Below are 25,516 nucleotides of genomic sequence, written 5' to 3' on the forward strand. Positions count from 1 at the left end.
CCATGTCGACTCACGTGCTGAGCCTCCTCGTGGAGAACACCCCCGGCCTGCTGACCCGAGTCGCGGGACTGTTCGCACGCCGTGGCTTCAACATCGACTCTCTCGCGGTGGGCGTGACCGAGGTGCCTGGCATCTCGCGCATCACGGTCGTCGTCGACCTCGAGGATCTTCCTCTCGAGCAGGTGACCAAGCAGCTCAACAAGCTGATCAACGTCATCAAGATCGTCGAGCTCGACTTCCCGACCTCGGTGCAGCGCGAGCACATGCTCGTCAAGGTGCGCACCGACAACGCGACCAGGTCGAACGTCATCGAGGTGGCGAACCTGTTCCGCGCGTCTGTGGTGGACTACGCCTCCGACGCGCTGGTGATCGAGGTCACCGGTGACAGGGGCAAGGTCGATGCCATGCTCCGCGCCCTCGAGCCTTTCGGAATCAAGGAGATCGCGCAGTCGGGCCTCCTCGCCATCGGCCGCGGAGGCAAGAGCATCACCGAGCGCGTCCTGCGCGGCTGACCAGATTTCACACACGTACACGAACATCAATCAAGGAGAGAAACCAGTGAGCACCGAGATCTTCTACGACGCAGACGCCGATCTGTCGATCATCCAGGGCAAGAAGGTCGCGATCGTCGGCTACGGCTCGCAGGGTCACGCGCACGCGCAGAACCTTCGCGACTCGGGTGTCGAGGTCGCCATCGCCCTCAAGGAGGGATCGAAGTCGGCGCCGAAGGCGGAAGAGGCCGGATTCGCGGTCAAGACCGTCGCCGACGCGACGCAGTGGGCCGACCTCATCATGATCCTCGCGCCGGACCAGCACCAGCGCACGATCTACAGCGAGTCGATCGCACCGAACCTCACCGAGGGCAAGACGCTCGCCTTCGCGCACGGCTTCAACATCCGCTTCGGCTACATCGATGCTCCTGAGGGCGTCGACGTGATCCTCGTCGCCCCGAAGGCTCCGGGTCACACGGTCCGTCGCGAGTTCGTCGCCGGCCGTGGAATCCCCGACATCATCGCCGTCGAGCGGGACGCATCGGGCAACGCGTGGGCCACGGCGCTCTCGTACGCGAAGGCCATCGGCGGCACCCGTGCCGGCGTCATCAAGACGACCTTCACCGAAGAGACCGAGACCGACCTGTTCGGCGAGCAGGCCGTGCTGTGCGGTGGCGTCAGCCACCTCGTGCAGGCCGGCTTCGAGACGCTCACCGAAGCGGGATACCAGCCGCAGATCGCGTACTTCGAGGTGCTGCACGAGCTGAAGCTCATCGTCGACCTCATGTGGGAGGGCGGCATCGCGAAGCAGCGTTGGTCGGTCTCCGACACTGCTGAGTACGGCGACTACGTCTCGGGTCCCCGCGTCGTGACCCCCGAGGTCAAGGAGTCGATGAAGGCGATCCTCGCGGACATCCAGAACGGCAACTTCGCGAAGCGCTTCATCGACGACCAGGACAACGGCGCGGAGGAGTTCCTGGCACTGCGCGCCAAGGAGGAGACGCACCCGATCGAGGCCACCGGCAAGGAGCTGCGTTCGCTCTTCGCATGGAAGCAGCAGGACGAAGACTACGTCGACGGCAGCGCTGCGCGCTGATCTGAGACGGTCGAAGAGAAGGGGCCCGGTGCGGATCGCACCGGGCCCCTTCTCGCGGTTCTGCGGGTCACTCCGCCGGAGCCTCCTCGACCTCGATCGGGGCGTCGGCGGGGTCGGCCCATACCGGCGCGGGCAGAAGAGTGTCGACCGCTCCGCCCTGGATCTCGCGCAACGCGTCCTCGATCTCGTCGGCGTTCTCGGGCACGGCGAGACCGCAGGTGCGCAGCTCGGAGGCGAACTTTAGCGTGAGGCGGCTCTTGCCGGCCTCCACGGCCTCAGCCGTGGTGCCGGTGCGCTTCTCGCTGCCGGTCTGGATGTCGGAGACCTCATCGCACACGTGGTAGACCGCACCGCCGTCGACCCACACGACCTCGTCCTTTCCGAGCATCAGGATGACCGCCGACTGGTCGGCCGTGTACTTCTCGACGGACGGCGGGTTGAAGTCGACACCGATCACTGTGGCGAGCAGGGCGAGGACCACGCCGACGATGCCGGCCGTCGTCTTCTGCCCCTTGCTCATGTCCTTATTGAGGAAGATCAGGATCACCAGGGGGAGGAAGGCCACGACCGCGATGATCGCGCCGAGCTGGTTCTGCACGAAGAAGCGCACGGTCTCGGATCGGCGCGCGGGGTCGAGCCTGTTCGCCTTCTTCCAGAGCAGCGAGCCGGTGATCGCGAGCGCGGCGATGACGACGAGCAGGACGAGAAGCGTGACGAACGCCCACTGCGGGAACTGCGCCGTGACGCCCTGCTCCTCCAGGAGGCCCGTGTCGGGGTCGCGCACGAGCGTGCCGTCCTCGCCGACGTACTCGCGCTGGCGGAGCAGCCAGAAGATCGACACCGCCTCGGCCGCGATGGCGAGACCCCACAGGACCGCGGCGATCCAGCGGAAGGTCGTCGCCCGCGACTTCGCCGCGGCTGTCGGCTTCCATCCCGCGGCGGGCTCGTCGGCTCCGCCCGGTGTGCTCTGGTCGACCCTGTCGTTCTGCTCGGCCACTGGCTTCCCTTCCGGAGAGGGCCCCGGTGGCCCAGATGCCCCCGAGCATAGTGGACGACGTGTCCTACGCTGGGGACATGACTTCCGACTCCGACGATGCCCTGAGCTGGGACGGCGACGACGGCGTCGCGCCGAAGGCGCGCACTCCGAAGCGCTCTGAGAGCGAGGCGTCCACCCAGCGGGATCACGCCGATGATGCGGCGCTGCCGGACGGCTGGAACGCCGTCGGCCGCGGCAGCGAGGCCGTCGGTCGCGTCGAGACCGACGGCACCGTCACGATGCCGGACGAGCAGGAATCAGCACACCTGAGCACCGCGATGCTGCTGACCCTCGGGGTCGTCGGCGGCGTGTACCTCCTGTACAGCATCGGCTGGGTCGTCGGAGGGCTGCGGCTGAAGCCGCTGGCCAATCTGATCGTGGCCGATTCCATGTACGTGCCGTGGTTCGTGCTCGCGGTCGCGGCGCCCGCGCTCTGGTTCCTCGCGGTGTGGGTCTTGACCCGTGCGAAGGCGACGTGGGTCCGGGTCGGACTGCTGCTGCTCGGAGTCGTGCTGCTCGTGCCCTGGCCTTTCGTGACGGTGGGGGTGATCGGATCATGACCGATCAGTCGACCTCTCCGGCGACCTCCGCCTCCCCGCGGTGGCTCAATGCACTCGTGCTCGGAGTCGCAGGACTCTTCTACGCCTATGCGATCTGGAATGCCGTCGCTCATCTCGTCTCCATGGCCCAGAGCGGACTCACCGGCATCGGCTGGGTGACCCTTCTCTTCGGAGTGGTGTTCCCGGCGCTCGTCTTCGTGTTCGCGTACGTGATCGGGCGACGGCGACGCGCGGGCGAGCTCGCTCTGGTGCTGCTGGCGGGTCTCGGCGTCGTGGCGGTGTTCTGGCTGAGCCTGATCGGCTACAGCATCCTCAACATGTCCGATCTCGTGACCGTCGCTCTCTGACAGACGGCGTCACACGGCACGGAGCAGCGGAGCCGCTCGGGTACAGTTGAAGTGATCGCGCCCCCACGGTGTGCGGCGCATCGGCCCCCTGTCGCGCTGCCCCGAAGGATCCCTGTGCCGAAGCCCGTCGTGCTCATCGCTGAAGTTCTCTCTCCCGCCACGATCGAGGCCCTCGGCCCCGACTTCGACGTTCGCAACGTCGACGGCACCGACCGCGAAGCGCTGTTCGCCTCGCTCGCGAATGCCGATGCGGTGCTCATCCGTTCGGCGACGCACATCGACGAAGAGGCGCTCACCCACGCTCCGAAGCTCAAGGTCGTCGCCCGCGCGGGCGTCGGGCTCGACAACGTCGACATCAAGGCGGCCACCGCCGCGGGTGTCATGGTGGTCAACGCGCCGACCTCGAACATCGTCTCGGCCGCCGAGCTGACGGTCGGCCACATCCTCAGCCTCGCCCGTCGCATCCCCGCCGCACACGCATCGCTCGCGGCCGGTCAGTGGAAGCGCAGCTCGTTCACGGGAGCCGAGCTCTTCGAGAAGACGGTCGGCATCGTCGGCCTCGGCCGCATCGGAGCTCTCGTCGCCGCGCGCCTCGCCGCGTTCGACATGCGCGTCGTCGCTTACGACCCCTACGTCACCTCGGCCCGCGCGCAGCAGCTCGGTGTGCAGCTCCTCTCGCTCGACGAGCTCGTCGCAGAGGCGGACTTCCTCACGATCCACATGCCGAAGACGCCGGAGACGACCGGCATGATCGGTGCCGAGCAGTTCACGGCCATGAAGCCCACGGCCTTCGTCGTCAACGTCGCCCGCGGTGGCCTCATCGACGAGGAAGCGCTGCACGCGGCCCTCGTCGCCGGTGAGATCGCGGGTGCGGGTCTCGACGTCTTCACCTCCGAGCCCCCGGCCGAGGGCGGAACTGCTCGTCCGCTGCTCGACCTCCCGAACGTCGTCGTCACTCCGCACCTGGGTGCCAGCACGGAGGAGGCGCAGGAGAAGGCCGGAGTCTCGGTCGCGCGTTCCGTGCGCCTCGCGCTCGGCGGCGACCTCGTTCCCGATGCGGTCAACGTGGCCGGGGGAGTCATCGACCCGTATGTGCGCCCCGGCATCTCGCTCGTCGAGAAGCTCGGCCAGATCTTCGCGGCTCTCGCGACGTCGCCTCTCACGAGCCTCGATGTCGAGGTGCACGGCGAGCTGAACGACTACGACGTGAGCGTGCTGAAGCTCGCCGCGCTCAAGGGCGTCTTCACGAACATCGTCAGCGAGACCGTGTCGTACGTCAACGCACCGCTGCTCGCCGATCAGCGCGGTATCGCGGTCCGTCTGCTCAAGGACGACGTGAGCGACGAGTACCGCAACGTCATCACTCTGGCCGGAGCGCTCTCGGACGGCACGCAGCTGTCGGTGTCGGGCACCCTCACCGGTCCCAAGCAGGCAGAGAAGCTGGTCGCCATCAATGACCACGCCCTCGAGCTGCCGATCGAGAAGCACCACGTCGTGATGCTCTACACCGACCGTCCCGGCATCGTCGCGGTCTACGGTCAGAAGTTCGGCGAGGCCGGCATCAACATCGCAGGCATGCAGATCTCGCGCCTGGGGGCGGGCGATCAGGCGCTCAGCGTTCTCACCCTCGACTCGCCGGTCTCTGACGATCTGCTCGACGACCTGCGCAACGAGATCGACGCAGACCTGTTCCGTCAGATCGAGATCACCGAGGTCTGATCGCAGGGGAGACTCCGACAGAGCGGGAGGAGCGGCCGGGAGGTCGCTCCTCCCGCTCTGTCGTTCCCGGCCTCAGGGAGCGGTGGCGCGCAGCACGAGCGCGATCAGGTCGGACAGCTCGGCACTTCTCGGCACCAGGCGCTCGGGACCGTGCACATCGAGCGAGTTGTTGAAGTACAGGCCGTCACTGAGCAGCATCACGAGATCGAGGCTCGCGGCATCCCGCACATGAGGACGGATCGTGTCCTCCCAGCGGTCGCGGTTGCGTCGCAGCGCGTCGGCGGCGGGTGCCGAGCCGCCTTGGGCCAGGCGGGTGGCGGCGATGAGGACGCGGTCCAGCGCGTCGTCCTCCATCACGGAGGTACGCACGTAGTACGCGACGGGGCCCTCTTCCGCCGAGGTCATCCGCTCGAGATCCAGAGTGGTGAGCGCATCGAGGCGCTCGATGAGGCCCGCTGCCAGCTCGTCCTTCGAGCCGAAGTGATAGAGGAGGCCGCCCTTCGACACGCCGGCGGCCTTCGCTGTCGCATCCAACGTGGCCGCCCGCTCACCGTCTTCGATGACGATCGATTCGAAGGCGTCCAGGACGCGTTCGCGGGCGAGGGGAGGTCGGGGCATCGGGGATCCTCTGTTCGTCTCGATTCACAGTAGCGCGGACGTATGACGATTCTGTTACTATACCATCTGGACGGTTTAGTAACGATGCCGTCGTGATCCTGAGAGGTGTTCCATGACCCGTACTGCGTCGATCCCGACGACAGAGACGGATGCTCCCCGCGTCGGCGCCCGTGGCTGGGCGGCACTCGTCGTCCTCATGCTGCCGGTGCTCCTGGTGTCGGTGGACAACACGGTGCTGAGCTTCGCACTGCCCGAGATCTCCATCGCGCTCGCGCCCACCGGAGCGGAGCAGCTGTGGATCATCGATGTGTATCCGCTCGTGCTCGCCGGGCTGCTCGTGACCATGGGCACACTCGGAGACCGCTTCGGGCGTCGTCGGATGCTGCTGATCGGCGCGACCGGCTTCGCGGCCGTGTCGGCACTCGCTGCGTTCGCCCCCACGGCAGGTCTTCTCATTGCCGCGCGAGCGCTGCTCGGCTTCTTCGGTGCGATGCTGATGCCGTCGACCCTCTCGCTGCTGCGCTCGATCTTCACGAACCGCGATCAGCGGCGCCTCGCCATCGCGGTCTGGGCGTCGGCGTTCTCCGCGGGCTCGGCCCTCGGGCCGATCGTCGGCGGCTTCCTGCTCGAGCACTTCGACTGGGGCTCGGTCTTCCTGATCGCCGTGCCCGTGCTGATCCCGCTCCTCATCGCGGCGCCGCTGCTCGTTCCCGAAAGCCGTGACCCGCACCCCGGACGCATCGACATCGTCAGCATCATTCTCTCGATGGCAGCGATGATCCCGGTCGTCTACGCGATCAAGTCGCTCGCCGTCGACGGCCCCAGTCTCACTGCGGGGGCGTGGGCGCTGCTCGGCATCGCGATGGGGTATCTCTTCGTGCGGCGTCAGCTCGCAGCCGAGGTCCCGATGCTCGACATGCAGCTGTTCCGCCGGGGCTCCTTCTCGGGGGCGATCCTCGTGAACCTCCTGAGCGTCGTGGCGCTCGTGGGCTTCCTCTACTTCGTGTCGCAGCACCTGCAGCTCGTCCTCGGCCTCTCGCCGATGACGGCCGGCGCAGCGCTCGTGCCCGGAATGGCCGCGATGATCGTCGCCGGCCTCTCGGTCGTGCCGATCTCACGGCGAGTGCCACCGCACGTGCTCGTGCCCGCCGGTCTCGCGTTCTCTGTCGCCGGTTACCTCCTGGTCGCGTTCACGACGGCGGATCACGGCGTCGCTCCGCTGATCATCGCCTTCGTGGTGCTGGGCATCGGCATCGGGGCGGCGGAGACGATCTCGAATGAGCTGATCCTGTCCAGTGCTCCGGCCGAGAAGGCGGGCGCGGCCAGCGCCGTCTCCGAGACCGCCTACGAGCTGGGAGCGGTGCTCGGCACCGCCGTCCTCGGCGGCCTGATCACCGCGTTCTACCGCGGGGCGCTGGTGATTCCCTCCGGCATCCCAGCGGAGGCGGCGCACGCCGCGACGGAGACGCTGGCCGGCGCCTACACTGCCGCGAAGGATCTGCCCGCGCAGCTCGGAGACGCGTTGTGGGATGCGGCTGCCGCCGCCTTCGGATCGGGTGTCCTGGTGACCTCGCTGATCGGCGCGGGCCTGGTGATCGTGGCCGGGGTGATCGCCGCCGTCACACTGCGCAAGGCGCCCTCGCACTGACCAGTACGCTGGGAGGACCGGCCCGCTCGGCATGCATCCGAGCGTCGGCCGGTCCATCCCGATGCAAGGAGTGTCATGTCGCGTGTCGTGAAGCTGGCCGTCATCCCCGGTGACGGAATCGGCCCAGAGGTCGTCGCCGAGGCCGAGAAGGTCCTCGACGCGGTCACCGCATCGAGCGATGTGACGTTCGACAAGACGCGCTTCTCGCTCGGCGCCGCCCGTTTCCTCGAGACGGGCGACACTCTCACCGACGATGATCTGCAGTCGATCTCCGAACACGACGCGATCCTGCTCGGCGCGGTCGGCGGCACGCCAGGAGACCCGCGCCTGAAGGACGCGAACATCGAGCGCGGCCTGCTGCTGAAACTCCGCTTCACGCTGGATCATTACGTCAATCTGCGTCCGTCCAAGCTCTTCGCCGGTGCCTCGGGTCCGCTCGCGAATCCCGGCGAGATCGACTTCGTCGTCGTCCGCGAGGGCACTGAGGGGCCGTACGTCGGCAACGGCGGCGCGATCCGCAAGGGCACACCGCACGAAGTCGCCAACGAGACGTCCGTGAACACGGCATTCGGTGTCGAGCGGGTCGTGCGATACGCGTTCGATCTCGCCGAACGTCGCAGCAAGAAGATCACCCTCGTGCATAAGACGAACGTGCTCGTGCACGCCGGCGCCATCTGGCAGCGCGTCGTCGACGAGGTCGCGTCCGAGCATCCCGACGTGTCCGTCGACTACCTGCACGTCGATGCCGCGACGATCTTCCTCGTCACCGATCCCTCGCGCTTCGACGTGATCGTCACCGACAACCTCTTCGGCGACATCCTCACCGATCTCGCAGGCGCTGTCACCGGCGGCATCGGACTCGCCGCATCGGGCAACATCAACCCCGACGGCACCTTCCCGTCGATGTTCGAGCCGGTGCACGGCTCGGCTCCCGACATCGCGGGGCAGCAGAAGGCCGACCCCACCGCGGCGATCCTGTCGGTCGCGCTGCTGCTCGACCACCTCGGACTCGGAGCGGAGGCCGCTCGAGTGAGTGCCGCCGTCGAATCCGACATCGCGACCCGCACGGGTGCGCGCACGACCGCGGAGATCGGCTCCGCGATCGCTGCTCTGCTCTGACCGACAGGCGTAGGCTGAGACGGCGCGAGGATGCGCGCCGCATGAGGAATGGATGACGAGATGACGACCATCGACGCCGAGACCACCGTGGCTCCGCTGGAGTTCGCTGTGACCAAGAACCTGACCGCCGCGACGCCCGGTCGGGTCGCCGAGGTTCACGAGAACCCGGGGTTCGGTGTCGTGTTCACCGACCACATGGTCGACATCTGCTGGTCCGTCAAGGGCGGATGGCACCGACCGCGCGTGCAGCCCTACGGACCCATCCCGCTCGACCCGGCCGCGTCCGTGCTGCACTACGCCCAGGAGATCTTCGAGGGCATCAAGGCCTATCGTCACGCCGACGGCTCGATCCACACGTTCCGCCCCGACCGCAACGCGGCACGACTGCAGGCCAGCGCGCGTCGACTCGCGCTCCCGGAGCTGCCCACCGAGTACTTCATCCAGTCGCTGCGCGAGATCATCGCGGTCGACGGTCGCTGGGTTCCCTCAGGTGCCGACCAGAGCCTGTACCTGCGTCCGTTCATGTTCGCCAAGGAGGCCTTCCTCGGTGTTCGCGCGGCTCAGAAGGTCGCGTACTACGTGATCGCCAGCCCAGCCGGAGCGTACTTCACCGGGGGAGTGAAGCCCGTGCGGATCTGGCTCTCCGAGGACTACGCCCGTGCCGGCAAGGGCGGCACCGGCAAGGCGAAGACCGGCGGCAACTACGCCTCGAGCCTGCTCGCGCAGAGTGAGGCGAGCGCGAAGGGCTGCGACCAGGTCGTGTTCCTCAACGAGCAGCGCAACGTCGAGGAGCTCGGCGGCATGAACGTCGTGTTCGTCTTCAAAGACGGCCGCGTCGTGACGCCCGAGTCCGACAGCATCCTCGAGGGGATCACACGCGATTCGCTGCTGCAGCTCGCCGAAGACCGCGGCTACACGGTGGAGAAGCGTCCGATCTCCATCGACGAGTGGCGCGAGGGTGTGGCCTCAGGCGACATCGTCGAGGTCTTCGCCTGCGGCACCGCCGCCGTCGTGACTCCCATCGGTGCTCTCGTCGGCGAGGGCTTCGATGAGCCGCAGCCGCTCGGCGAACTCGCCCTGTCGCTGCGCGAAGAGCTCACCGACATCCAGTACGGCCGCCGTGAGGACAAGCACGGCTGGCTTCTGCGGCTCGACGCCTGAGCCTTCGTACTCTCGAGACCCCGCTGCGCTTCCGTGCAGCGGGGTCTCGTCGTGCATCACGCTGGATAGGCTGGTGGCATGAAGATCGCCCGATTCAGCCATGACGACGCCATCCTCTTCGGGATCGTCGATGACACCGACCTCGTCGTCCTCTCTGGAGATCCGCTCTTCGCGGGCTACGAGCCCACGGGTGACCGGGTGCCGATCGCGGACGCGGTGATCCTCGCTCCGGTGATCCCGCGCTCCAAGATCGTCTGCGTCGGCAAGAACTACCACGATCACGCCGCTGAGATGGGCGGAGTGGCCCCCGAGGAGCCGCTGCTGTTCCTCAAGCCCAACACCGCCGTCATCGGCCCGGGAGACGCCATCGTGCGCCCCTCGATCTCGGAGCAGACCGAGTACGAGGGTGAGCTCGCTGTCGTGATCGGCAGGGTCGCGAAGAACGTGAAGGCCGCGGATGCCCTGGATCACGTGCTCGGCTACACGATCGCCAACGACGTCACCGCGCGTGACCTCCAGCGCAAGGACGGTCAGTGGGCTCGGGCGAAGGGCTTCGACACCTTCTGCCCTCTCGGCCCGACCATCAGCACCGACTTCGACCCCTCGGTCGCGACGATCGAGACCCGCGTCAACGGCGAGGTGCGGCAGAAGGCGCCGCTCACCGACATGATCCACTCGGTCGAGGCGATCATCGAGCATGCTTCGGCGGCCTTCACGCTGCTGCCCGGCGACGTCATCCTCACGGGTACGCCGGCAGGTGTGGGGGAGTTCGTCGCCGGGGACACCGTCGAGGTCGAGATCACCGGACTGGGTATCCTGCGCAACACCGTGCGCGACGCCGTGCGCGCATCATGACCGGCGTCGCCCTCACGGCTGCTCAGCAGGCGGCGGTGCAGCGGCGAACCGTGCTGGTTCTCTCCACAGGGCAGGTACTGGGCGGGATCGCCTTCGGGGCGACGGTGTCTCTCGGCGCTCTGCTTGCGGCTGACATCTCGGGCAGCGACGCCCTCTCGGGGCTCGCGACGGCGTCGGTCACCCTCGGCGCCGCGCTGTGCGCCATCCCGCTCGCGCGCCTGGCTGCCAAGGTGGGCCGACGCCGAGCCCTCACCTTGGGAAACCTCTTCGCACTCGTCGGCATCGCGGTGGTGATCCTCGCGGCGTCGGTGCGGGTGTTCCCGCTGCTGCTCGTCGGCATCCTGATGATCGGCGCCGGCAATGCGGGCAATCTGCAGTCGCGGTTCGCCGCGACCGACCTCGCCGCACCACAGCATCGCGGAAGGGATCTCTCGATCGTGGTCTGGGCGACCACCATCGGCGGTGTCGCTGGGCCGTTGCTGCTGGGGCCGGGGGAGATCGTCGGGGCGGCGATCGGCATGCCGCCACAGACCGGTTCCTACGCCTTCTCGTTCGTCGCTCAGTGCGTCGCGCTCGTCCTGTACCTCGTGGCGCTCCGGCCCGACCCGCTTCTGGCAGCGCAGCGGCTCGCCTCGGCGGCCGCGAAGGCGACGGGCGCCGTCGTCGCCGACCGACCTGTGGTCGCGCGCTACGCGATGTTCGCGGTGGCCGGTTCGCACGTGGTGATGGCCTCCGTCATGGCGATGACCCCTGTCCACCTCGCCCACATGGCGCACGGTGCACACGGCATGGCGCCCACCCCGGCCGATGTCTCGGCTCTCGTGGGCATCACGATCGCCCTGCACGTCGGAGGCATGTACGCGCTGTCGCCCGTCTTCGGCATCCTCGCCGACAGATGGGGCCGGCTGCGCGTGGTTCTGCTGGGTCAGATCCTTCTCGGCGGGGCGCTCGCCTTCGCCGTCTTCGCGAACGATCGGGAGTGGGGCGTGATCGTCGCTCTCATCCTGCTGGGACTCGGATGGAGCGCGGCGACGGTGGCAGGGGCCGCGCTGCTGACCGAGTCGAGTGCCCCCGAGATCCGCACGCGCAGGCAGGGCCGCAGCGATTCGCTGATGAGCCTCTCGGCCGCAGCAGGCGCTGTGCTCGCGGGTGTGGTGCTCGCGAACTTCCAGTACGCAGGGCTCGGGATCGCGGCATCGGTGATCGTCATCGCCATCGTCGCGCTGTCGCCGCTCGGCCGCTCGCGCGGATGAAGGACTGGACGGGCACCGGGCGCGCATACGCCGACTCCTACGCGTCGCTCTGCGTCGGGACCGCGGAGGCCCTGCTCGGAGCGTTCGGAACCCCTGGGAAACGGACGCTGCTCGACGTGGGGTCGGGCACGGGAATGCTCACGGCCGCATTCGCCGATGCCGGCTGGGATGCGACCGGATGCGAGCCCGAGCCGACGATGCGAGACGTCGCGCTGCGCGAGCATCCCGAGATTCCGGTGCGCGACGGAACGCTGCCTGACCTGCCTTTCGAGGACGGCCAGTTCGACGTCGTCGTCGCGAACTTCGTGCTGAACCACGTCGCCGACCCCCGAGCATCCGCGGCGGAGCTCCTCCGCGTCTCCGTAGATCTGGTGTCGGCGACGATCTGGACGAACTCGCCCACCTGGCTCTGGCGGGAGGTGTGCGAGCGTGCGGCACTCATTCCTGCGACGGGGGAGCGACTGCCGCCGGAGAAGGACTTCGAGCGCACCGTCGACGGCTTCGCGAGGATGCTCGACGACGCGGGCTGGCCGCGCCCGCAGGTGTCTGAGATCACCTGGACGTGGTCGGCCGATGCGACTGCGCTGTGGGCGTCCGCCGAGGGAGGCGTCGGGGGAGCCGGTCAGTTCTACCGTGCGCTCGACGACGCCGGTCGGCGCTCGTTCCGCGCGGCCTTCGAGTTCGTGTGCGCCGAGCGGTCGATCGCCGGACGCCTGCCGCTGGCGCATTCTGCGGCGGTCGCCGTCGCGCCGCGAGGCTGAGACCGCCCAGGGCAGAATACCCAGGGCTCCCCGGTGCCGCGACCGCCTCCGTGAGCGCGGCACCGAGGAGCACCTGAATCGCGGCGATCAGGTGTACCAGGTCGGCTCAGGCACCTCGTTGCGCAGCACGTAGTCGCCGACCTCCCGCTTCTTGTACGCGATCGGGTCGTGCAGGCTGTGCGTGCGCAGGTTGCGCCAGAAGATGTCGAGGCCGACCGAGTTGGCCGAGGCCCTGGCGCCGGTGAGCTCGTAGATCTTCGTGGCGACCTCCAGGCCGTCGTCGACGATGCGCAGCTTCCCCGCCGCGATGCGCACGGCGATCTCGCCACGTCGACGTGCAGTGAGTTCTTCGCGCGGGGCGTGCAGCACCGCACTGATCTCGGCGCCCACGGCATCGAGCAGCGCTTCGTCGGCCCACAGCTTCGATGCCAGCTCGCCATAGCCTTCGAGCAGATACCACTCGTCTGTCGCGTGCTGCTTGTCATCGCCGCCGTACGGCCACGGGCGGGTCACAGATCGCGTGTAGGCGGATGCCGTCTGGAGGGCACCCTGTGCGATGCCGAGGTAGAAGTTCGCGAAGACGAGCTGGATGGTCGGCACGTTCAGAGTGTTGTAGGTCAAGGGGCGGAACACCCGGTCGACGAAGCCGGCTGCCGCCGACCAGGGGACTCGGACGTCGCGGATCTCGACCGAGCCCGATTCGGTGAGTCGCTGCCCCAGGTTGTCCCAGTCGTCTCCGAAGACGATCCCCTCCTGAGCCGTGGGGACGATCGCGAAGATGTGCGTCTCGGTGCCTTCGAGGACGCCTTCGAGGACGGTCAGGTCCGAGATCTGGCCGCCCGTCGAGAAGGACTTGCGCCCGGAGAACACGAGATCATCGCCGTCTTCGCGGATCGCCAAGTCGGAGTCGCGCGGGTTGACCGCGCCGCCGAAGACGAAGTCGTTCGCGGTGTACAGCTCCTCGACCGCGGCGATCTGCTCTTCGGTTCCGACGAGACGGGCCGCCCACGCCCAGAGGTAGTGATACCCGAGGACCTGTCCGATCGACCCGTCGCCGCGGGCCACCGCCCTGATCACCTTGTAGGCGGTGTCCCAGCTCTCACCGGCGCCGCCGTGGGCGCGAGGGCCGAGCAGGGTGACCAGCCCCGAGTCCTTGAGCAGCTGGACCTCGGCCCGAGGGGTCGCATTCGCGCGGTCCCGCTCGACGGCGTCCACCGCGAGGATGTCGGCCACCTCCTCGGCGCGGTCGATCCACTCGAGGCTGGTCTGAGGTCTTGGCGTGCCGCGCCAGCGATCGCTGAGGCCTGTCGTCACTGCATCCGTGATTGTCATGTTGTCACCCTTCCGGTTGGTCGATGCGGCAACGATAGGAGCGCGTCGGCGTCGAATGCGGGTTGTTACCCAGGGTGAGGGACTGTTACCCACGGTGACCCCTCCTGAGCGGCCCGCGACCGCTGGCGATCGGGGAGGTCGAGACGCCACCCGGCAACTAGAATCGAGGGGATATGGCTACCCCGCACCCCCTCACCACGACCGCCAGCGGCTCCGACGTACGCGTCCGCTTCTGCCCCTCGCCCACCGGACTGCCGCACGTCGGCATGGTCCGCACGGCCCTCTTCAACTGGGCGTACGCCCGCCACAACGGCGGGAAGATGGTGTTCCGCATCGAGGACACCGACGCCGCGCGCGACAGTGAGGAGAGCTTCCGCCAGCTCGTCGACGCTCTGACCTGGCTCAAGATCGACTGGGATGAGGGCGTCGAGGTCGGTGGGCCGCATGCCCCGTACCGCCAGTCCGAGCGTCACGACATCTATCGCGGCGTGATCGACAAGCTCCTCGCCTCCGGCGCCCTGTACGAGAGCTTCTCCACGGCGGAGGAGATCGACGCCCGCAACGAGGCGGCCGGACGCGCGAAGCAGCTCGGCTACGACAATCACGACCGGGATCTCACGACCGAGCAGAAGGACGCCTTCCGCGCGGAGGGTCGTCAGCCGGCACTCCGACTGCGCGTGCCTGACGAGGACCTCACCTACGTCGATCTGATCCGCGGTGAGGTGACCTTCCCCGCCGGTTCCTTCCCGGACTTCGTGGTGGTGCGTCCGAACGGGATCCCGCTCTACACGTTCGTGAATCCCGTCGACGACGCGCTCATGGGCATCACGCACGTTCTGCGCGGCGAAGACCTGATGCCCTCCACGGCTCGTCAGCTCGCGCTGTACGCGGCCCTGATCGACGCCGGCGTCACCACGTTCGTCCCGCGGTTCGCTCACATGCCTCTCGTGCTCGGCGAGACGGGCAACAAGAAGCTCTCCAAGCGCGACCCTCAGGCGGATCTTTTCCTGCACCGGGATCGCGGATTCATCCACGAGGGTCTCCTGAACTATCTGGCGCTGCTCGGCTGGTCCATCGGTCACGACCGCGATGTCTTCACGCTCGAGGAGTTCACCGAGGCGTTCGACATCGTGGACGTCAACCCGAACCCGGCTCGGTTCGACCAGAAGAAGGCCGAGTCGATCAACGGCGACCACATCCGCAAGCTCGACGAGAAGGACTTCGCCGAGAGGACGATCCCGTACCTCGCGGCCGCCGGCCTCTTCGACGAGCCGACTCACGAAGAGCTCGTGCTCGCCTTCCGGGTCGCCCCGCTCGTGCAGGAGCGCGTGCAGTTGCTCGGCGACGTGCCCGGCATGGTCGGCTTCCTCTTCTCCGACGACATCTCGTATGACGCCGACGCGCTCAAGGGGCTCCCTGCGAACGCCGGCGAGGTGCTCGACGCGTGCGTGGTGGCTCTCGAGCCGGTGACCGACTTCACGCCCGAGAAGATTCAGGAGGCTCTCGCAGCGGCGCTCGTCGAGAGCCTCGAGCTCAAGCCGCGTGTCGCCTACGGTCCTCCGCGTGTCGCGATCACGGGACGCCGCATCTCGCCACCGCTGTTCGAATCCATGGAGCTCCTGGGCAAGGACGAGTCGCTGCGACGGCTCCGGTTGCTGTCGGAGTTCCTGGCCGGCTGAGACGGCAGGGTCGACGAGGGAGAGTCGCCGATGAGTGCTCTCCCTCGTCATCTCCGCCCGCGACGCGCCCGGACGAACGGCGGCGTTTTGGCATTAGGGCCGCGGCTCGGGTAAGCTTGACTCTCGGTGCGAGACTCCGGTTTCGCCCTTGGGGTATGGTGTAATTGGCAACACGGCGGTTTCTGGTTCCGTTGTTCTTGGTTCGAGTCCAGGTACCCCAGCAAGACAAAAACCCCCGCTCAGGCGGGGGTTTTGTCGTTACTGGATGCGTGCCTACTCGCACTCTCCGATGAACCCGAGGTAGCACACCGCTTCGTGCGTGACGGCCGGCTCGTAGTCGTCGTTCGACACCTGACGTGTATCGATCTCAGGCGTCCGGTGAAGGCTGCCATAGCTGCCGAGCGTGGCCACGAAGTAGCCGTCGCCGTCCTGAGCCTTCATCTCGTCTATCGCCGCGCTGTATTCGGCGCACAGGCGGGTCGCGCTCTCGGTGAGCTCGACATCGACGCAGGCTGCCGTGTAGGTCGCGACCATGAGGTTCGTGCAGTCCGTCCAGTCCTGGTTCACGCTGCAGGGGTTCACGTCGTCCATCGTGACGTCGTAGCGCCCGGTCTCGTACTCCTCGCTGCGGAAGGTCTCTGGCTGCTCGGGTACATCGGTCTTGGTCCAGTGTCGCGCCGTGGCGAAGGCGAAGATCACGACGATCGCGGCGATGAGAAGGAGAGCGCCCACGATCGAGAGCGCCACCCAGAGCCCGACACGTCTCTTCCGGTCCGGAGGGACGTCGGGCGCGGCCGTGTATCCCGGGTACATCGGCGGGCCTGCTGGCGCCGGGGCCTGCGTGGCGTACACGGGCGCTATGTCGTGTGCGGGAGGAGGTGCGTCGTATGCCGGAGGAGGTGCGTCGTATGCCGGAGGAGGTGCGTCGTATGCGGGGCCTGTGGGCGGCGGGGGAGCGGTCGGCTGAGTCGACACCCAGTAGGCGTACCAGCTCTGAGCGGACGCGGTATCGTCGGCCACCTGTCGGGCTTCGAGGTCGGTGAGCTGCAACCCGAGTGGGGCGCGCAGATCTGCACGGGTCAGGGACGCACGGAACTCCTCGAATGACATCGCCATAGTCACGAGGATGGCAGACCATCGGGTGCCCGGACAATCCGATCGGCGCGATGCCGCTGCCGACGGAGCATGCCGTCCGGAGGGAGATATCGCCTAGCAGAGCGCGCCCGTGTCGCGCCATGCCCTTCACTGCCGGCGCCGGGGCGGGCATCGTGATCGCAGATGCCCGACGCGGCATGACAGGGAGGATGCCAATGGCACTCACGAGAGTCGTCCCCGGCGAGACGCCGGGAATTCGACGCGTGCGATCGGGCTCCGGCTTCCGATACGTCGATGCCGGTAACACGCCCGTGGCCGAGGCCGATCGAGAGCGCATCCGGGACCTCGCGATACCTCCCGCGTGGAAAGACGTGTGGATCGCCGCCGACCCCCTCGCCCACATTCAGGCGGTCGGCACAGACGATGCGGGCAGACGTCAGTATCTCTACCATCCCCTCTGGCGCACCGGCAGAGATCAGCGCAAGTTCGCCCGGGCGCTCAAACTGGCCGAGGCGCTGCCCGCCGCCAGGGCGAAGGTCACCCGTGCCATCGGTGAACCGGGACTGACACGTGAACGCGCCCTCGCCGTCTCCTTCCGGCTGCTGGACGACGCTGCACTGCGCATCGGCTCGGAGCGTTACCTGGTGAAACACGGCAGTCGCGGCCTGAGCACGCTTCGGCGACGGGACGTGCGGATCGACGGGAGTACGGTCGCGCTCAGCTTCCCGGCGAAGAGCAAGCAGCTCGCCTCGATCGAGATCACCGATGCGCCGCTCGCCGAGGCGCTGTCGGAGTTCGCCGTCGGTTCGTCGAAGGCTCCGCTGCTCGCCTATCGCAAGGGCCGTCGCCGGGTGCGCCTCACCTCGAGCGAGGTCAACGACTATCTACGGCAGGTGGCGGGATCGTCGTTCACCGCGAAGGACTTCCGCACGCTGCACGGTACGATCCTCGCGGCGGACGCGCTGGCGCGGATCGGCCGACTCGAGACGAAGACCGATCGACGGCGCGCCGAGCGCCTCGCTGTGCAGGCCACGGCGTCGGCGCTCGGCAACACTCTCGCGGTCGCCCGAGGGAGCTATATCGACCCGCGGGTCTTCCGGCTCTACGCGCGCGGTCGCACTCTCGACCTGTCGGTGTCGCCGGAGACTGCCATCCGCAAGCTCCTCGGGCGGTGAGGGGCGTCAGCTCTCGCGAGGGTAGGTGTAGAACCCCTCGCCCGTCGCGACCCCCAGCTTGCCGTGGTCGATGTACTGCTCCTTGAGCAGGTCTGCGAAGCGCTGCTGCTTCTCGCCGCCCATGCGCGAGATGTTGTAGGCGGTCGTCAGACCGACGATGTCGTAGATCTCGAAGGGGCCCGCCGGCGCGCCCGTGCCGATCCGCCAGGTCGCGTCGATGTCCGCGGGCTCGGCGATGCCGTCGACGAGCAGCTCGGCCCCGGCCTGGAGGAAGGGCACGAGCAGCGAGTTCAGCAGGTAGCCCGCCTTCTCCTTCTTGATCTGGATGGGGACCATCCCGATCTGCGTCGCGAACTCGACGACCGTCTCGTAGACGGTGGGGTCGGTTGCGGGGGTTCCCATGACCTCGGCGGTGTTGTGCAACCAGATCTCGTTCGCGAAGTGGAGGGCGAGGAACCGGTCGGGGCGACCCGTCGATTCCGCGAGCGCGCTCGGCAGGAGGGTCGAGGAGTTGGTCGCGAAGATCGTGGTCGCCGGTGCGGCATCGGCGAGGGTCCGGTAGATGCTCTGCTTGAGTTCGAGGTTCTCGGGCACCGCCTCGATGATGAGGTCAGCCGCAGCGGCTGCATCCGCGAGGTCGGACGTGAGCCGGATGCGGTCGATCGCGGCTTTCGCGCCGCCGTCAGCGGCATTCTCCACGCCGTCTGCGACGTAGCGCGAGGCGAGACCCTCGAGTCGTTCGGCCGCGCGATCGAGCGCGGACTGATCGATGTCGTATGCGACGACGTCGAAACCGTGGAAGGCGGTCTGGAACGCGATCTGCGATCCGAGCACGCCGGTGCCGAGAACAGTGATGTTCTTCATTTCTCTTCTTCCTCTGGTGGCCTTGTGGGCCGTGGTCAAGCTTGTTCGTCGCCGCTGTCGAAACGCCGGAGATCACGCGCGAAGCGCTGCACCTCGTCATCCGTCCACTGCGCGAGATGGGCGTCGATGACGTCCTGCAGCGATCGCAGTGTGCCGCGGAATGCCTCTTCGCCCTCGGCGGTCAGCTCGAGCGGTCGGCCGCGTCCGGAGTTCGAAGGGGTCTCCTGCACGAGGCCGAGGGACATGAGTGCGGACAGCTGACGCGAAACGGTCGAGCGGTTCAGCCGGAACATCCGGGCGATGTCCGTCGACCGGATCCCGGGCTGGTCGGCGATCGCCATGACGATGGACTGGTCGGTCATCGAGAGCGTCGGCTCTCCCGCGCGGGCGTCGACCAGGCCGCGCCGCGTGATGGCGACGAGCGACTTCAGGACGGCGGCGCTGTCGGTTCGGCGTTTGTCTGACCCGGTCTCATGTTGCATAGCGCAACTCTACGCTCTTCTGTTGCGTGATGCAACGTACGTGGGTTCCGCAGGGCGGGAACGCGGATGAAAGGATGGAGGCATGGACACAGCCAATCTCTCCCGAGAGGAGACCGCGGCGCGATCCGCCGCCGTCTCCGTGCGCAGCATCCGCGTAGAACTCGACCTCACGGGTGCACCGGAGCGGGCACGCAGCGGGTTCTCCACGACCACGACCCTGGATTTCACCGCGACGGCGGACTCGACCTGGGTGGACTTCATCGGAGAGCGCGTCGAGAGGGTCGTCGTCAACGGCGTGGACCGCGATGTCGTCTACGACGGGTCACGCATCGAGCTGAGCGGCCTCGGGACCGAGAACGTCGTCCGTGTCGAGGCTGTCGCGAGCTACAGCCGATCCGGCGAAGGCCTGCACCGGTTCCACGACCCGGTCGATGACCGCACCTACCTCTACACGCAGTACGAGCCCGCCGACGCGCGACGGGTGATGGCCTGCTTCGAGCAGCCCGACATCAAGGCGCCCTACACGTTCGTGATCGATGCTCCGGCGGGTTGGCAGGTGCTGTCGAACCAGGCGGCGGTCAGCGTCGACGCCGGCGTCGGCGTGCAACGTGTCGAGTTCGCTCCTACGCTTCCGATCTCCAGCTACATCACGTCCATCGCGGCGGGACCCTACGCTCGAGTCGACGGCGAGTGGCAGCGCGACGATCAGCGCATCGCGCTGGGCCTGTTCGCGCGACAGTCCCTCGCGCAGTACCTGGAGTCGGACGAGATCCTCGAGATCACCCGCCAGGGTCTCGATTTCTTCACCGACGCGTTCGCCTACCCCTATCCCTGGGGCAAGTACGACCAGATCTTCGTGCCCGAATACAACCTCGGCGCGATGGAGAACCCCGGCCTCGTGACATTCACAGAGTCCTACCTGTCGCGAGGGGCCGCCACGGATGCCCAGCGTGCCGCTCGCGCGAACACGATCCTGCATGAGATGGCGCACATGTGGTTCGGCGACCTGGTCACGATGAAGTGGTGGGACGACCTGTGGCTCAAGGAGTCGTTCGCCGACTACATGGGTTCGCACGCCTCGGCGGTGGCGACGCGCTTCCACGACGCCTGGGTGAAATTCGCTGCGAACCGCAAAGCGTGGGCGTACCAGCAGGACCAGTTGCCCACGACGCACCCGATCGTCGCGGACATCCCCGATCTCGAGGCGGCGAAGCTGAACTTCGACGGCATCACCTACGCCAAGGGTGCCGCCGTGCTCAAGCAGCTCGTCGCGTTCGTCGGCGACGAGGCGTTCTTCGAGGGCGCGCGGCGGTACTTCGCGGCGAACGCCTTCGGCAACACGACCCTCGACGACTTCCTCGTGCAGTTGAGTGCGGTCTCCGGGCGGGACATGACCGATTGGTCGCGTGCCTGGTTGCAGACCACCGGGGTCTCGACGCTGTGGGTGGAGCGGGATGCCGACGGCGGCGCCGCCGTCATGCAGAGCGACCCTCGGCCGCACCGCCTGCGCATCGGTCTCTACGATCGTGTCGACGGGAGGGTCGTCCGTCGCGATCAGATCGCGCTCGACATCGACGACGAGCGGACACCGGTCGTCATCCCGGCTGCGGATCTCGTGCTCCTCAATGATGACGACCTCACCTATGCCAAGGTGCGTCTCGATGACGCCTCTCTGGCGACGGTGCGGGAATCACTGTCTTCGCTCGACGATCCTCTCGCCAGGGCTGTCATCTGGTCATCGCTCTGGAACGCCACCCGCGACGGCGAGCTCGCGGTCGCTCGGTACGCCGAGATCGTTCGTGCCCACGCTCCGCGGGAGTCGAACATCGGCCTTCTCGCCGGCATCCTCGCGAATACGCTCTTCGCGATCCGCAACTACGCGAGCGATGACGCGCGACAGCGCGAGTTGACAGCATGGGTCGAGACCGCGTGGACTGCGCTCCAGGCATCCGATGCCGGCAGCGATGCACAGCTCTCCTGGGCGCGTGCGCTCGCATCGGCATCAGCTTTCGACGATGTGCGTGCAGACGACATCCGCGCGATCCTGCATGGCGATGCCCCCGACGGGCTCACGATCGACCCGGATCTGCGGTGGCAGCTCCTCACCGCCCTCGTCACCACGGGACACGCGGATGCCGATGCGGTGGCCGCGGAGCTGGAGTCCGACGACACGGGCAGCGGACGCACCGCTGCCCGCAGGGCCCTGGCCTCGCGTCCCGAACCGGACGTCCGGGCTGCCGCCTGGGACGCGGCGTGGAACGACGGATCGCTCAGCAACGATCATCTCGACGCGGTGATCGGCGGGTTCCGAGCCGGAGGACGCCGCGATCTCATCGAGAGGTTCGATGCCGAGTACTTCGGGCGGATCGGCGATGCGTGGGCGACACGGAGCATCGAGCTGGCGCAACGCCTCGTGGTCGGACTCTTCCCCGCCTCGCCCACACTCGATGCCGTGGATGCGTGGCTCGCGGACAACGACACGGCGCCCGCCGCTCTGCGCCGAATCGTCATCGAACAGCGCGACCACCTGGCTCGAGCTCTGCGCGTTCGAGCCGCGCAGAGCTAGTCCTCTTCGAGCGCGTCGGCCGTGCTCGCTCCGACGGCGAAGTACTCGGGCCTGTCATCGCTCTGAGTCATCAGGACGAGGGCGATGTACGCCGCCCAGCCTCTCGCGCGGGTCCAGGTGGCGTCGTCGTAACGCTCCCTCGTCGCTCGCCGGAATGCCTCTCGGCCGCAGGCGTCGAAGAGCATCCAGGCCGAGGCGAGGTCGTAGGCGGGGTCGCCGACCGTGACATCGCCGAAGTCGATGAGCGCGGTGAGCGTGCCGTCGGCGACGAGCACGTTGCCCGGGTGCAGATCGCCATGGATCCAGACCTGCTCCGATGCGGGCGGCGCTGCGAGTGCCGCGGCCCAGGCGTCGCGCAGTGCCGTCCGGCGGTCGAACGCGTCCAGACGTGGCCGAATAGCGGCGTCTCGAGTGGACAGGGCGCGTCCGCGCACCGGGTTGCGGGGAGCATCGACCGGCGCGGCCACGTGCAGCGCGCGCAGGGCGTCCGCGAGTCGGGGCGCCCAGGTCGCGTTGTCCGGGCGGGAGGAGGCGAGCGCCGTCGTTCCGGGGATCCAGGGCAGAACGGACCAGGGTCGCGGAAAGTGCGCGCTCGGCTCGCCCACGATCACGGGGACGGGCGCACGGATGTCGACGGCGGCGAGAGCCGGCCCGATCGTGCGCAGGGCACGCTGCTCGTGGGTGATGAGCGGCACCGAGAGATCGCGTCGAGGCAGCCGCACGGCGAGTTCGGAGCCGAGGCGCCACATCGAGTTGTCCCAGCCGTCGGCGAACAGCCTCAGCGGAAGCTCGGCGAGGGCGGGGTCCGTGCTTCGGAGGAGATCTCGTACGCCGCCCTCGTTGAGCGAGTACTCGGCAGAGGGGGAGTCCGCCACGTCAGATGTCGAGCGAGTCGCCCGGTTCGAGTATCGAGAACTCGCCGCCGCCCTGCTCGGTCGCCCACTGCAGCCGCTGCCGGTGCATCGTCTTGCCCGCGACGGACAGCGTCATGTCATGAGTGCCGAACGCCCGCCGTGGTTTCACGGCCAGGACGTAGTCCATGGCCTCGCCGATCTTCAGCCACGGCGCGCCGAGCGGTGCCGCGAGAGTGCCGACCTCGACGCCCTCGGGGATCGCGTACGAGTCGCCCGGATAGTAGAAGACATCGTTGATCAGCACGCCGACGTTCTCGACCACCGGCAGTGACGAGTGGATCACCTCATGCGTGCCGCCGAAGAAGCGGAGCGTGAACGCACCGACCTCCACCGTCTCGCCCGGAGCGACCACGGAGATGTCATAGCCGTCGGCGGCGCGCGCGACGCCCGCCGGGGCGTAGATCGGGGTGCCGGGGGCTGCGCGCAGGATCCGATCCAGGTGCTCGGGGGTCCAATGGTCGGGGTGCTCGTGAGTGATCACGACAGCGACGAGACCCGAGAGATCGTTCAGGGGAGAGGTGAACGAGCCCGGGTCGAGGAGAAGGACGTCATCGCCCTGCTGGATGCGAAGAGCGGCATGTTCGAATTTGGTGACGCGCATGAGATGAGTCAACTCCTTCAGGGGCGCCGTGGCAAACCCCTCGGCAGGTGCGCCACGCCCGGGATCTGAAGACCGCCCCGCTCGATTTGGCGACGTGAGAATCGTCGTGGCATACTTGAACAGTTGTCGCGGCACGGAAACGTTCCGCCAGACGGCCCCATCGTATAGCGGCCTAGTACGCTGCCCTCTCACGGCGGTAACGCGGGTTCGAATCCCGCTGGGGTCACAACAAGCGAAAGCCCTCGGTTCTCCGAGGGCTTTCGTCGTCTCCGCATCCATCATGTGGATCCGACGGCTGTACGCAGCGACATGCTCCGGAACGCGGGGTTGGCCAACGGCGCCACCATCGATGCCGTCATCGCTCCACCGAAGAGGGCGAAGGGAACCCAGAGCGCGGTGGTCGACGCGAGCAGACCGAACGCGGCCATCGCGAGCGGCATCAGGCAGTCGTCGCCCAACCGGGTGATGGAGCTCATGCGGCCGAGGTACGCGGTGTCGACGGTTGCCGAGAACGTGGCGCTGAGCAGCACCGATGCGTAGCCGGCGGTCGCACCGATGACGAAGGCAGCGACTCCGACACTCCACGCGGGACCCCAGCCGAGTGCGACGATGGCCATTCCCTGCAGCATCAGAGCACGGAATCCCGCGCGTGCCTCGCGCCGAGGCCGCCACCTGGCGACGGACACGGCGCCGATCGCCGCGCCGAGTCCCAACAGAGCTTCGAACAGCCCTACAGCCGGCGCGCCCCAGCCTTCGTCGTGTGCTCGGAGCGCGAGGCCGATCCCGACGGCCGGACCGACCGCGAGGTTGAGCCCCGAGAGGGCGATGACGAGCGTGCGGGTGGTCGGATGTGCGCCGAGGTGGGCGAATCCACCCGCGATGTCGCGAAGAGCGGACTGTCGGTCTGCCCGTGCGAGCAGGAACCGCGGTCTGAGCCAGATGGCGATGAACGCGATGACGACGGTGAAAGTCACCGCGTTCACCGCCGCGCTTCCGACGAGGCCCGCGGACGCGACGATCACACCGCCGACGGCCGCGCCGGCCATCGTTCCGAGTCGCGATGCGGTCTGCGAGAGAGCGCCGTAGGACGGCAGGTCAGCGGCTCGCACGAGCTGGCGGGCGACGGTGCCCGCCGAGGGCTCGTAGAAGGCGTCGCAGACGCCGAATGCGGTGGCGGCGAGGAGGAGCACACCCACGGTGGGCGGCGCGGAGAGCACCCAGAGCGCCACCGTCACGAGAACGCCCACCCGGACGGCGTTGAACAGCATCATCACTCGGCGCGCGTCCGCGCGGTCGGCGATCATGCCGCCGAACAGCAGGACGACCGCACGAGGCAGAGTGCCGGCGGCGACGATGAGTCCTGCGACCGCAGGCGAGGCCGTCTGCACGGCGGTCCACGCCAGCGCGATCGTCCACAGGGCGTCGCCCGCGTCCGAGAGCGCCTTGACGAGGATCCACGCATGCACTCGATGGTCTCGTCGGAACGCCGGCGGCTCGACGAGCTGCACAGGGTCTGCGGCGGTCATGGTGTCGTCGGGAAGGCGTGCGCGAAGAAGAAGATCGGTGTCCGCTGCTGCCCGTCTTCGAGATCGACCGAGTCGCGCCAGTCCTTCAGCGTCGCCGACAGCCTCGAGCTGAGGTCGCGCAGCTCGTCCGGCGTCGCCCAGGCCGTGGTCTCGGTGTTCGAGGCGTCATAGCCGGCGACGGCCGGATCATCGTGCCGGCGCTGCCAGCGTTGGAGGCGCTCGATCTGCATCCGGATGCTCTGCCGTTGCGCTTCGCGCGCCAGAAGCGCGTCGGCGGGGGAGTCCGCGAAGTCTTCCGCCGACCAGGTCAGGCCGCGACGGGCGATCTTCCACCAGCTCGTGCGCCGGTCGCCCGACGGGTCCTCGGCGCGCTCGACGAGGCCCGCCCGCTCCAGCATGCGCAGATGATGGCTGATGCTGCCGACCTGCGCATCGAGCGACCGGGCGAGTGCCGTCACCTGCGATGTGCCGTACAGCAGCAGGTAGTCGTAGATGCGTCGGCGCAGCGGGTGGTGCACGGCGGTGACGACCGAGATGTCTTCCATGAACGTCACGTTAGAACCGGTTCCCGATTCTCACAAGAGTTCTTGTATACCCCAGAAATCCGAGATTTAACGG

The 25,516-nt window shown here is 67.8% G+C and carries 24 protein-coding genes and 2 tRNA genes; 16 read left to right on the forward strand and 10 right to left on the reverse strand.

What is annotated here, in order from left to right; genetic code table 11:
• Window positions 1–2 precede the first annotated feature (2 nt).
• Window positions 3–512 carry an acetolactate synthase small subunit gene (gene ilvN / locus BEP68_RS06510; protein WP_056278631.1) on the forward strand — a complete coding sequence of 170 codons (510 nt, stop codon included), beginning with the start codon at window positions 3–5 and terminating at the stop codon, window positions 510–512.
• On the forward strand, window positions 400–1,587 hold the full coding sequence (gene ilvC, locus BEP68_RS06515) for a ketol-acid reductoisomerase (RefSeq protein WP_261987737.1): 1,188 nt from the start codon (window positions 400–402) through the stop codon (window positions 1,585–1,587). Before ilvN ends, ilvC begins: the two co-directional genes overlap by 113 nt.
• A 67-nt stretch (window positions 1,588–1,654) precedes the next feature.
• Here the strand turns inward: ilvC and BEP68_RS06520 are convergent, their stop codons facing one another.
• Window positions 1,655–2,584 carry a hypothetical protein gene (locus BEP68_RS06520; protein ID WP_187249538.1) on the reverse strand — a complete coding sequence of 310 codons (930 nt, stop codon included), beginning with the start codon at window positions 2,582–2,584 and terminating at the stop codon, window positions 1,655–1,657.
• Between the two features lie 77 nt (window positions 2,585–2,661).
• Here BEP68_RS06520 and BEP68_RS06525 point away from each other — a divergent pair, with 77 nt between their 5' ends.
• The 3 genes from BEP68_RS06525 (at window position 2,662) to serA (ending at window position 5,249) form a co-directional block, all read left to right on the forward strand.
• The gene (locus BEP68_RS06525) at window positions 2,662–3,183 is read left to right on the forward strand and encodes a hypothetical protein (RefSeq protein ID WP_187249539.1); all 522 of its coding nucleotides are present in this window, start codon (window positions 2,662–2,664) and stop codon (window positions 3,181–3,183) included.
• Complete coding sequence (locus BEP68_RS06530; RefSeq protein ID WP_187249540.1) at window positions 3,180–3,530, forward strand: hypothetical protein; 351 nt, start codon at window positions 3,180–3,182, stop codon at window positions 3,528–3,530. Before BEP68_RS06525 ends, BEP68_RS06530 begins: the two co-directional genes overlap by 4 nt.
• Window positions 3,531–3,644: 114 nt before the next feature.
• Window positions 3,645–5,249 carry a phosphoglycerate dehydrogenase gene (gene serA, locus BEP68_RS06535; protein WP_187249541.1) on the forward strand — a complete coding sequence of 535 codons (1,605 nt, stop codon included), beginning with the start codon at window positions 3,645–3,647 and terminating at the stop codon, window positions 5,247–5,249.
• A 72-nt stretch (window positions 5,250–5,321) separates the two neighbouring features.
• Here the strand turns inward: serA and BEP68_RS06540 are convergent, their stop codons facing one another.
• A complete protein-coding gene (locus BEP68_RS06540; protein ID WP_187249542.1) occupies window positions 5,322–5,867 on the reverse strand; it encodes a TetR/AcrR family transcriptional regulator in 546 nt (181 codons plus the stop codon).
• Between the two features lie 112 nt (window positions 5,868–5,979).
• Here BEP68_RS06540 and BEP68_RS06545 point away from each other — a divergent pair, with 112 nt between their 5' ends.
• The 6 genes from BEP68_RS06545 (at window position 5,980) to BEP68_RS06570 (ending at window position 12,664) form a co-directional block, all read left to right on the forward strand.
• Complete coding sequence (locus BEP68_RS06545) at window positions 5,980–7,515, forward strand: MFS transporter (protein ID WP_187249543.1); 1,536 nt, start codon at window positions 5,980–5,982, stop codon at window positions 7,513–7,515.
• A 75-nt stretch (window positions 7,516–7,590) separates the two neighbouring features.
• Entirely contained in the window at window positions 7,591–8,634 is a 1,044-nt protein-coding gene (locus BEP68_RS06550) for a 3-isopropylmalate dehydrogenase (RefSeq protein WP_053095867.1), read from the forward strand.
• A gap of 60 nt (window positions 8,635–8,694) precedes the next feature.
• The gene (locus BEP68_RS06555) at window positions 8,695–9,795 is read left to right on the forward strand and encodes a branched-chain amino acid aminotransferase (protein WP_187249544.1); all 1,101 of its coding nucleotides are present in this window, start codon (window positions 8,695–8,697) and stop codon (window positions 9,793–9,795) included.
• A gap of 78 nt (window positions 9,796–9,873) precedes the next feature.
• On the forward strand, window positions 9,874–10,650 hold the full coding sequence (locus BEP68_RS06560) for a fumarylacetoacetate hydrolase family protein (RefSeq protein WP_187249545.1): 777 nt from the start codon (window positions 9,874–9,876) through the stop codon (window positions 10,648–10,650).
• The gene (locus tag BEP68_RS06565; RefSeq protein ID WP_187249546.1) at window positions 10,647–11,903 is read left to right on the forward strand and encodes an MFS transporter; all 1,257 of its coding nucleotides are present in this window, start codon (window positions 10,647–10,649) and stop codon (window positions 11,901–11,903) included. Before BEP68_RS06560 ends, BEP68_RS06565 begins: the two co-directional genes overlap by 4 nt.
• Window positions 11,900–12,664, forward strand: a complete 765-nt coding sequence (locus tag BEP68_RS06570) for a class I SAM-dependent methyltransferase (protein WP_187249547.1) — start codon at window positions 11,900–11,902, stop codon at window positions 12,662–12,664. The genes BEP68_RS06565 and BEP68_RS06570 overlap by 4 nt, the downstream gene beginning before the upstream one ends.
• An 87-nt stretch (window positions 12,665–12,751) precedes the next feature.
• On the opposite strand, the gene BEP68_RS06575 is transcribed toward BEP68_RS06570, so the two are convergent.
• Window positions 12,752–13,996 (reverse strand): acyl-CoA dehydrogenase family protein, encoded by a 1,245-nt coding sequence (locus BEP68_RS06575; RefSeq protein WP_187249548.1) that lies wholly within the window; start codon window positions 13,994–13,996, stop codon window positions 12,752–12,754.
• A gap of 173 nt (window positions 13,997–14,169) precedes the next feature.
• On the opposite strand from BEP68_RS06575, the gene gltX reads away from it, so the two are divergent.
• Window positions 14,170–15,675, forward strand: a complete 1,506-nt coding sequence (gltX, locus tag BEP68_RS06580) for a glutamate--tRNA ligase (RefSeq protein WP_187249549.1) — start codon at window positions 14,170–14,172, stop codon at window positions 15,673–15,675.
• Between the two features lie 149 nt (window positions 15,676–15,824).
• Window positions 15,825–15,896 (forward strand) — tRNA-Gln (locus BEP68_RS06585).
• Window positions 15,897–15,948: 52 nt separating this feature from the next.
• Here BEP68_RS06585 and BEP68_RS06590 read toward each other — a convergent pair.
• Window positions 15,949–16,791 carry a hypothetical protein gene (locus BEP68_RS06590; protein WP_187249550.1) on the reverse strand — a complete coding sequence of 281 codons (843 nt, stop codon included), beginning with the start codon at window positions 16,789–16,791 and terminating at the stop codon, window positions 15,949–15,951.
• A 194-nt stretch (window positions 16,792–16,985) separates the two neighbouring features.
• Here BEP68_RS06590 and BEP68_RS06595 point away from each other — a divergent pair, with 194 nt between their 5' ends.
• Window positions 16,986–17,945 (forward strand): DNA topoisomerase IB, encoded by a 960-nt coding sequence (locus BEP68_RS06595; protein ID WP_410054838.1) that lies wholly within the window; start codon window positions 16,986–16,988, stop codon window positions 17,943–17,945.
• A 6-nt stretch (window positions 17,946–17,951) separates the two neighbouring features.
• Here the strand turns inward: BEP68_RS06595 and BEP68_RS06600 are convergent, their stop codons facing one another.
• Window positions 17,952–18,809, reverse strand: coding sequence for a 3-hydroxyacyl-CoA dehydrogenase (locus tag BEP68_RS06600; RefSeq protein ID WP_187249551.1), 858 nt, complete (start codon window positions 18,807–18,809; stop codon window positions 17,952–17,954).
• 35 nt (window positions 18,810–18,844) lie between these two features.
• Window positions 18,845–19,291 carry a MarR family winged helix-turn-helix transcriptional regulator gene (locus BEP68_RS06605; protein ID WP_187249552.1) on the reverse strand — a complete coding sequence of 149 codons (447 nt, stop codon included), beginning with the start codon at window positions 19,289–19,291 and terminating at the stop codon, window positions 18,845–18,847.
• 82 nt (window positions 19,292–19,373) lie between these two features.
• On the opposite strand from BEP68_RS06605, the gene pepN reads away from it, so the two are divergent.
• Window positions 19,374–21,857, forward strand: a complete 2,484-nt coding sequence (pepN, locus tag BEP68_RS06610; protein WP_187249553.1) for an aminopeptidase N — start codon at window positions 19,374–19,376, stop codon at window positions 21,855–21,857.
• On the opposite strand, the gene BEP68_RS06615 is transcribed toward pepN, so the two are convergent.
• Window positions 21,854–22,732: an aminoglycoside phosphotransferase family protein gene (locus tag BEP68_RS06615; protein WP_187249554.1), complete on the reverse strand. Its 879-nt coding sequence runs from the start codon at window positions 22,730–22,732 to the stop codon at window positions 21,854–21,856. The genes pepN and BEP68_RS06615 overlap by 4 nt on opposite strands.
• Before the next feature lies 1 nt (window position 22,733).
• Window positions 22,734–23,372, reverse strand: coding sequence for an MBL fold metallo-hydrolase (locus BEP68_RS06620; protein WP_053095878.1), 639 nt, complete (start codon window positions 23,370–23,372; stop codon window positions 22,734–22,736).
• A 153-nt stretch (window positions 23,373–23,525) separates the two neighbouring features.
• On the opposite strand from BEP68_RS06620, the gene BEP68_RS06625 reads away from it, so the two are divergent.
• Window positions 23,526–23,598 (forward strand) — tRNA-Glu (locus BEP68_RS06625).
• Window positions 23,599–23,650: 52 nt separating this feature from the next.
• Here BEP68_RS06625 and BEP68_RS06630 read toward each other — a convergent pair.
• Window positions 23,651–24,898, reverse strand: coding sequence for an MFS transporter (locus tag BEP68_RS06630; RefSeq protein WP_187249555.1), 1,248 nt, complete (start codon window positions 24,896–24,898; stop codon window positions 23,651–23,653).
• Window positions 24,895–25,443 (reverse strand): ArsR/SmtB family transcription factor, encoded by a 549-nt coding sequence (locus tag BEP68_RS06635; protein WP_072591187.1) that lies wholly within the window; start codon window positions 25,441–25,443, stop codon window positions 24,895–24,897. Before BEP68_RS06635 ends, BEP68_RS06630 begins: the two co-directional genes overlap by 4 nt.
• Window positions 25,444–25,516: the final 73 nt, after the last annotated feature.

This window comes from Microbacterium sp. 4-7, from assembly GCF_014332665.1.
In the GTDB taxonomy this organism is placed as follows: Bacteria; Actinomycetota; Actinomycetes; order Actinomycetales; family Microbacteriaceae; genus Microbacterium.

Bases quoted from the DNA above. Each gene is read 5' to 3' on its own strand.
- BEP68_RS06540 (WP_187249542.1), bottom strand. From the start codon at position 5,867: ATGCCCCGACCTCCCCTCGCCCGCGAACGCGTCCTGGACGCCTTCGAA.
- BEP68_RS06550 (WP_053095867.1), top strand. From the start codon at position 7,591: ATGTCGCGTGTCGTGAAGCTGGCCGTCATCCCCGGTGACGGAATCGGC.
- gltX (WP_187249549.1), top strand. From the start codon at position 14,170: ATGGCTACCCCGCACCCCCTCACCACGACCGCCAGCGGCTCCGACGTA.
- BEP68_RS06530 (WP_187249540.1), top strand. From the start codon at position 3,180: ATGACCGATCAGTCGACCTCTCCGGCGACCTCCGCCTCCCCGCGGTGG.
- BEP68_RS06595 (WP_410054838.1), top strand. From the start codon at position 16,986: ATGGCACTCACGAGAGTCGTCCCCGGCGAGACGCCGGGAATTCGACGC.
- BEP68_RS06620 (WP_053095878.1), bottom strand. From the start codon at position 23,372: ATGCGCGTCACCAAATTCGAACATGCCGCTCTTCGCATCCAGCAGGGC.
- BEP68_RS06570 (WP_187249547.1), top strand. From the start codon at position 11,900: ATGAAGGACTGGACGGGCACCGGGCGCGCATACGCCGACTCCTACGCG.
- BEP68_RS06600 (WP_187249551.1), bottom strand. From the start codon at position 18,809: ATGAAGAACATCACTGTTCTCGGCACCGGCGTGCTCGGATCGCAGATC.
- BEP68_RS06565 (WP_187249546.1), top strand. From the start codon at position 10,647: ATGACCGGCGTCGCCCTCACGGCTGCTCAGCAGGCGGCGGTGCAGCGG.
- BEP68_RS06525 (WP_187249539.1), top strand. From the start codon at position 2,662: ATGACTTCCGACTCCGACGATGCCCTGAGCTGGGACGGCGACGACGGC.
- BEP68_RS06575 (WP_187249548.1), bottom strand. From the start codon at position 13,996: ATGACAATCACGGATGCAGTGACGACAGGCCTCAGCGATCGCTGGCGC.
- BEP68_RS06630 (WP_187249555.1), bottom strand. From the start codon at position 24,898: ATGACCGCCGCAGACCCTGTGCAGCTCGTCGAGCCGCCGGCGTTCCGA.
- ilvC (WP_261987737.1), top strand. From the start codon at position 400: ATGCCATGCTCCGCGCCCTCGAGCCTTTCGGAATCAAGGAGATCGCGC.
- BEP68_RS06635 (WP_072591187.1), bottom strand. From the start codon at position 25,443: ATGGAAGACATCTCGGTCGTCACCGCCGTGCACCACCCGCTGCGCCGA.
- pepN (WP_187249553.1), top strand. From the start codon at position 19,374: ATGGACACAGCCAATCTCTCCCGAGAGGAGACCGCGGCGCGATCCGCC.
- BEP68_RS06555 (WP_187249544.1), top strand. From the start codon at position 8,695: ATGACGACCATCGACGCCGAGACCACCGTGGCTCCGCTGGAGTTCGCT.
- BEP68_RS06605 (WP_187249552.1), bottom strand. From the start codon at position 19,291: ATGCAACATGAGACCGGGTCAGACAAACGCCGAACCGACAGCGCCGCC.
- BEP68_RS06545 (WP_187249543.1), top strand. From the start codon at position 5,980: ATGACCCGTACTGCGTCGATCCCGACGACAGAGACGGATGCTCCCCGC.
- BEP68_RS06560 (WP_187249545.1), top strand. From the start codon at position 9,874: ATGAAGATCGCCCGATTCAGCCATGACGACGCCATCCTCTTCGGGATC.
- ilvN (WP_056278631.1), top strand. From the start codon at position 3: ATGTCGACTCACGTGCTGAGCCTCCTCGTGGAGAACACCCCCGGCCTG.
- BEP68_RS06590 (WP_187249550.1), bottom strand. From the start codon at position 16,791: ATGGCGATGTCATTCGAGGAGTTCCGTGCGTCCCTGACCCGTGCAGAT.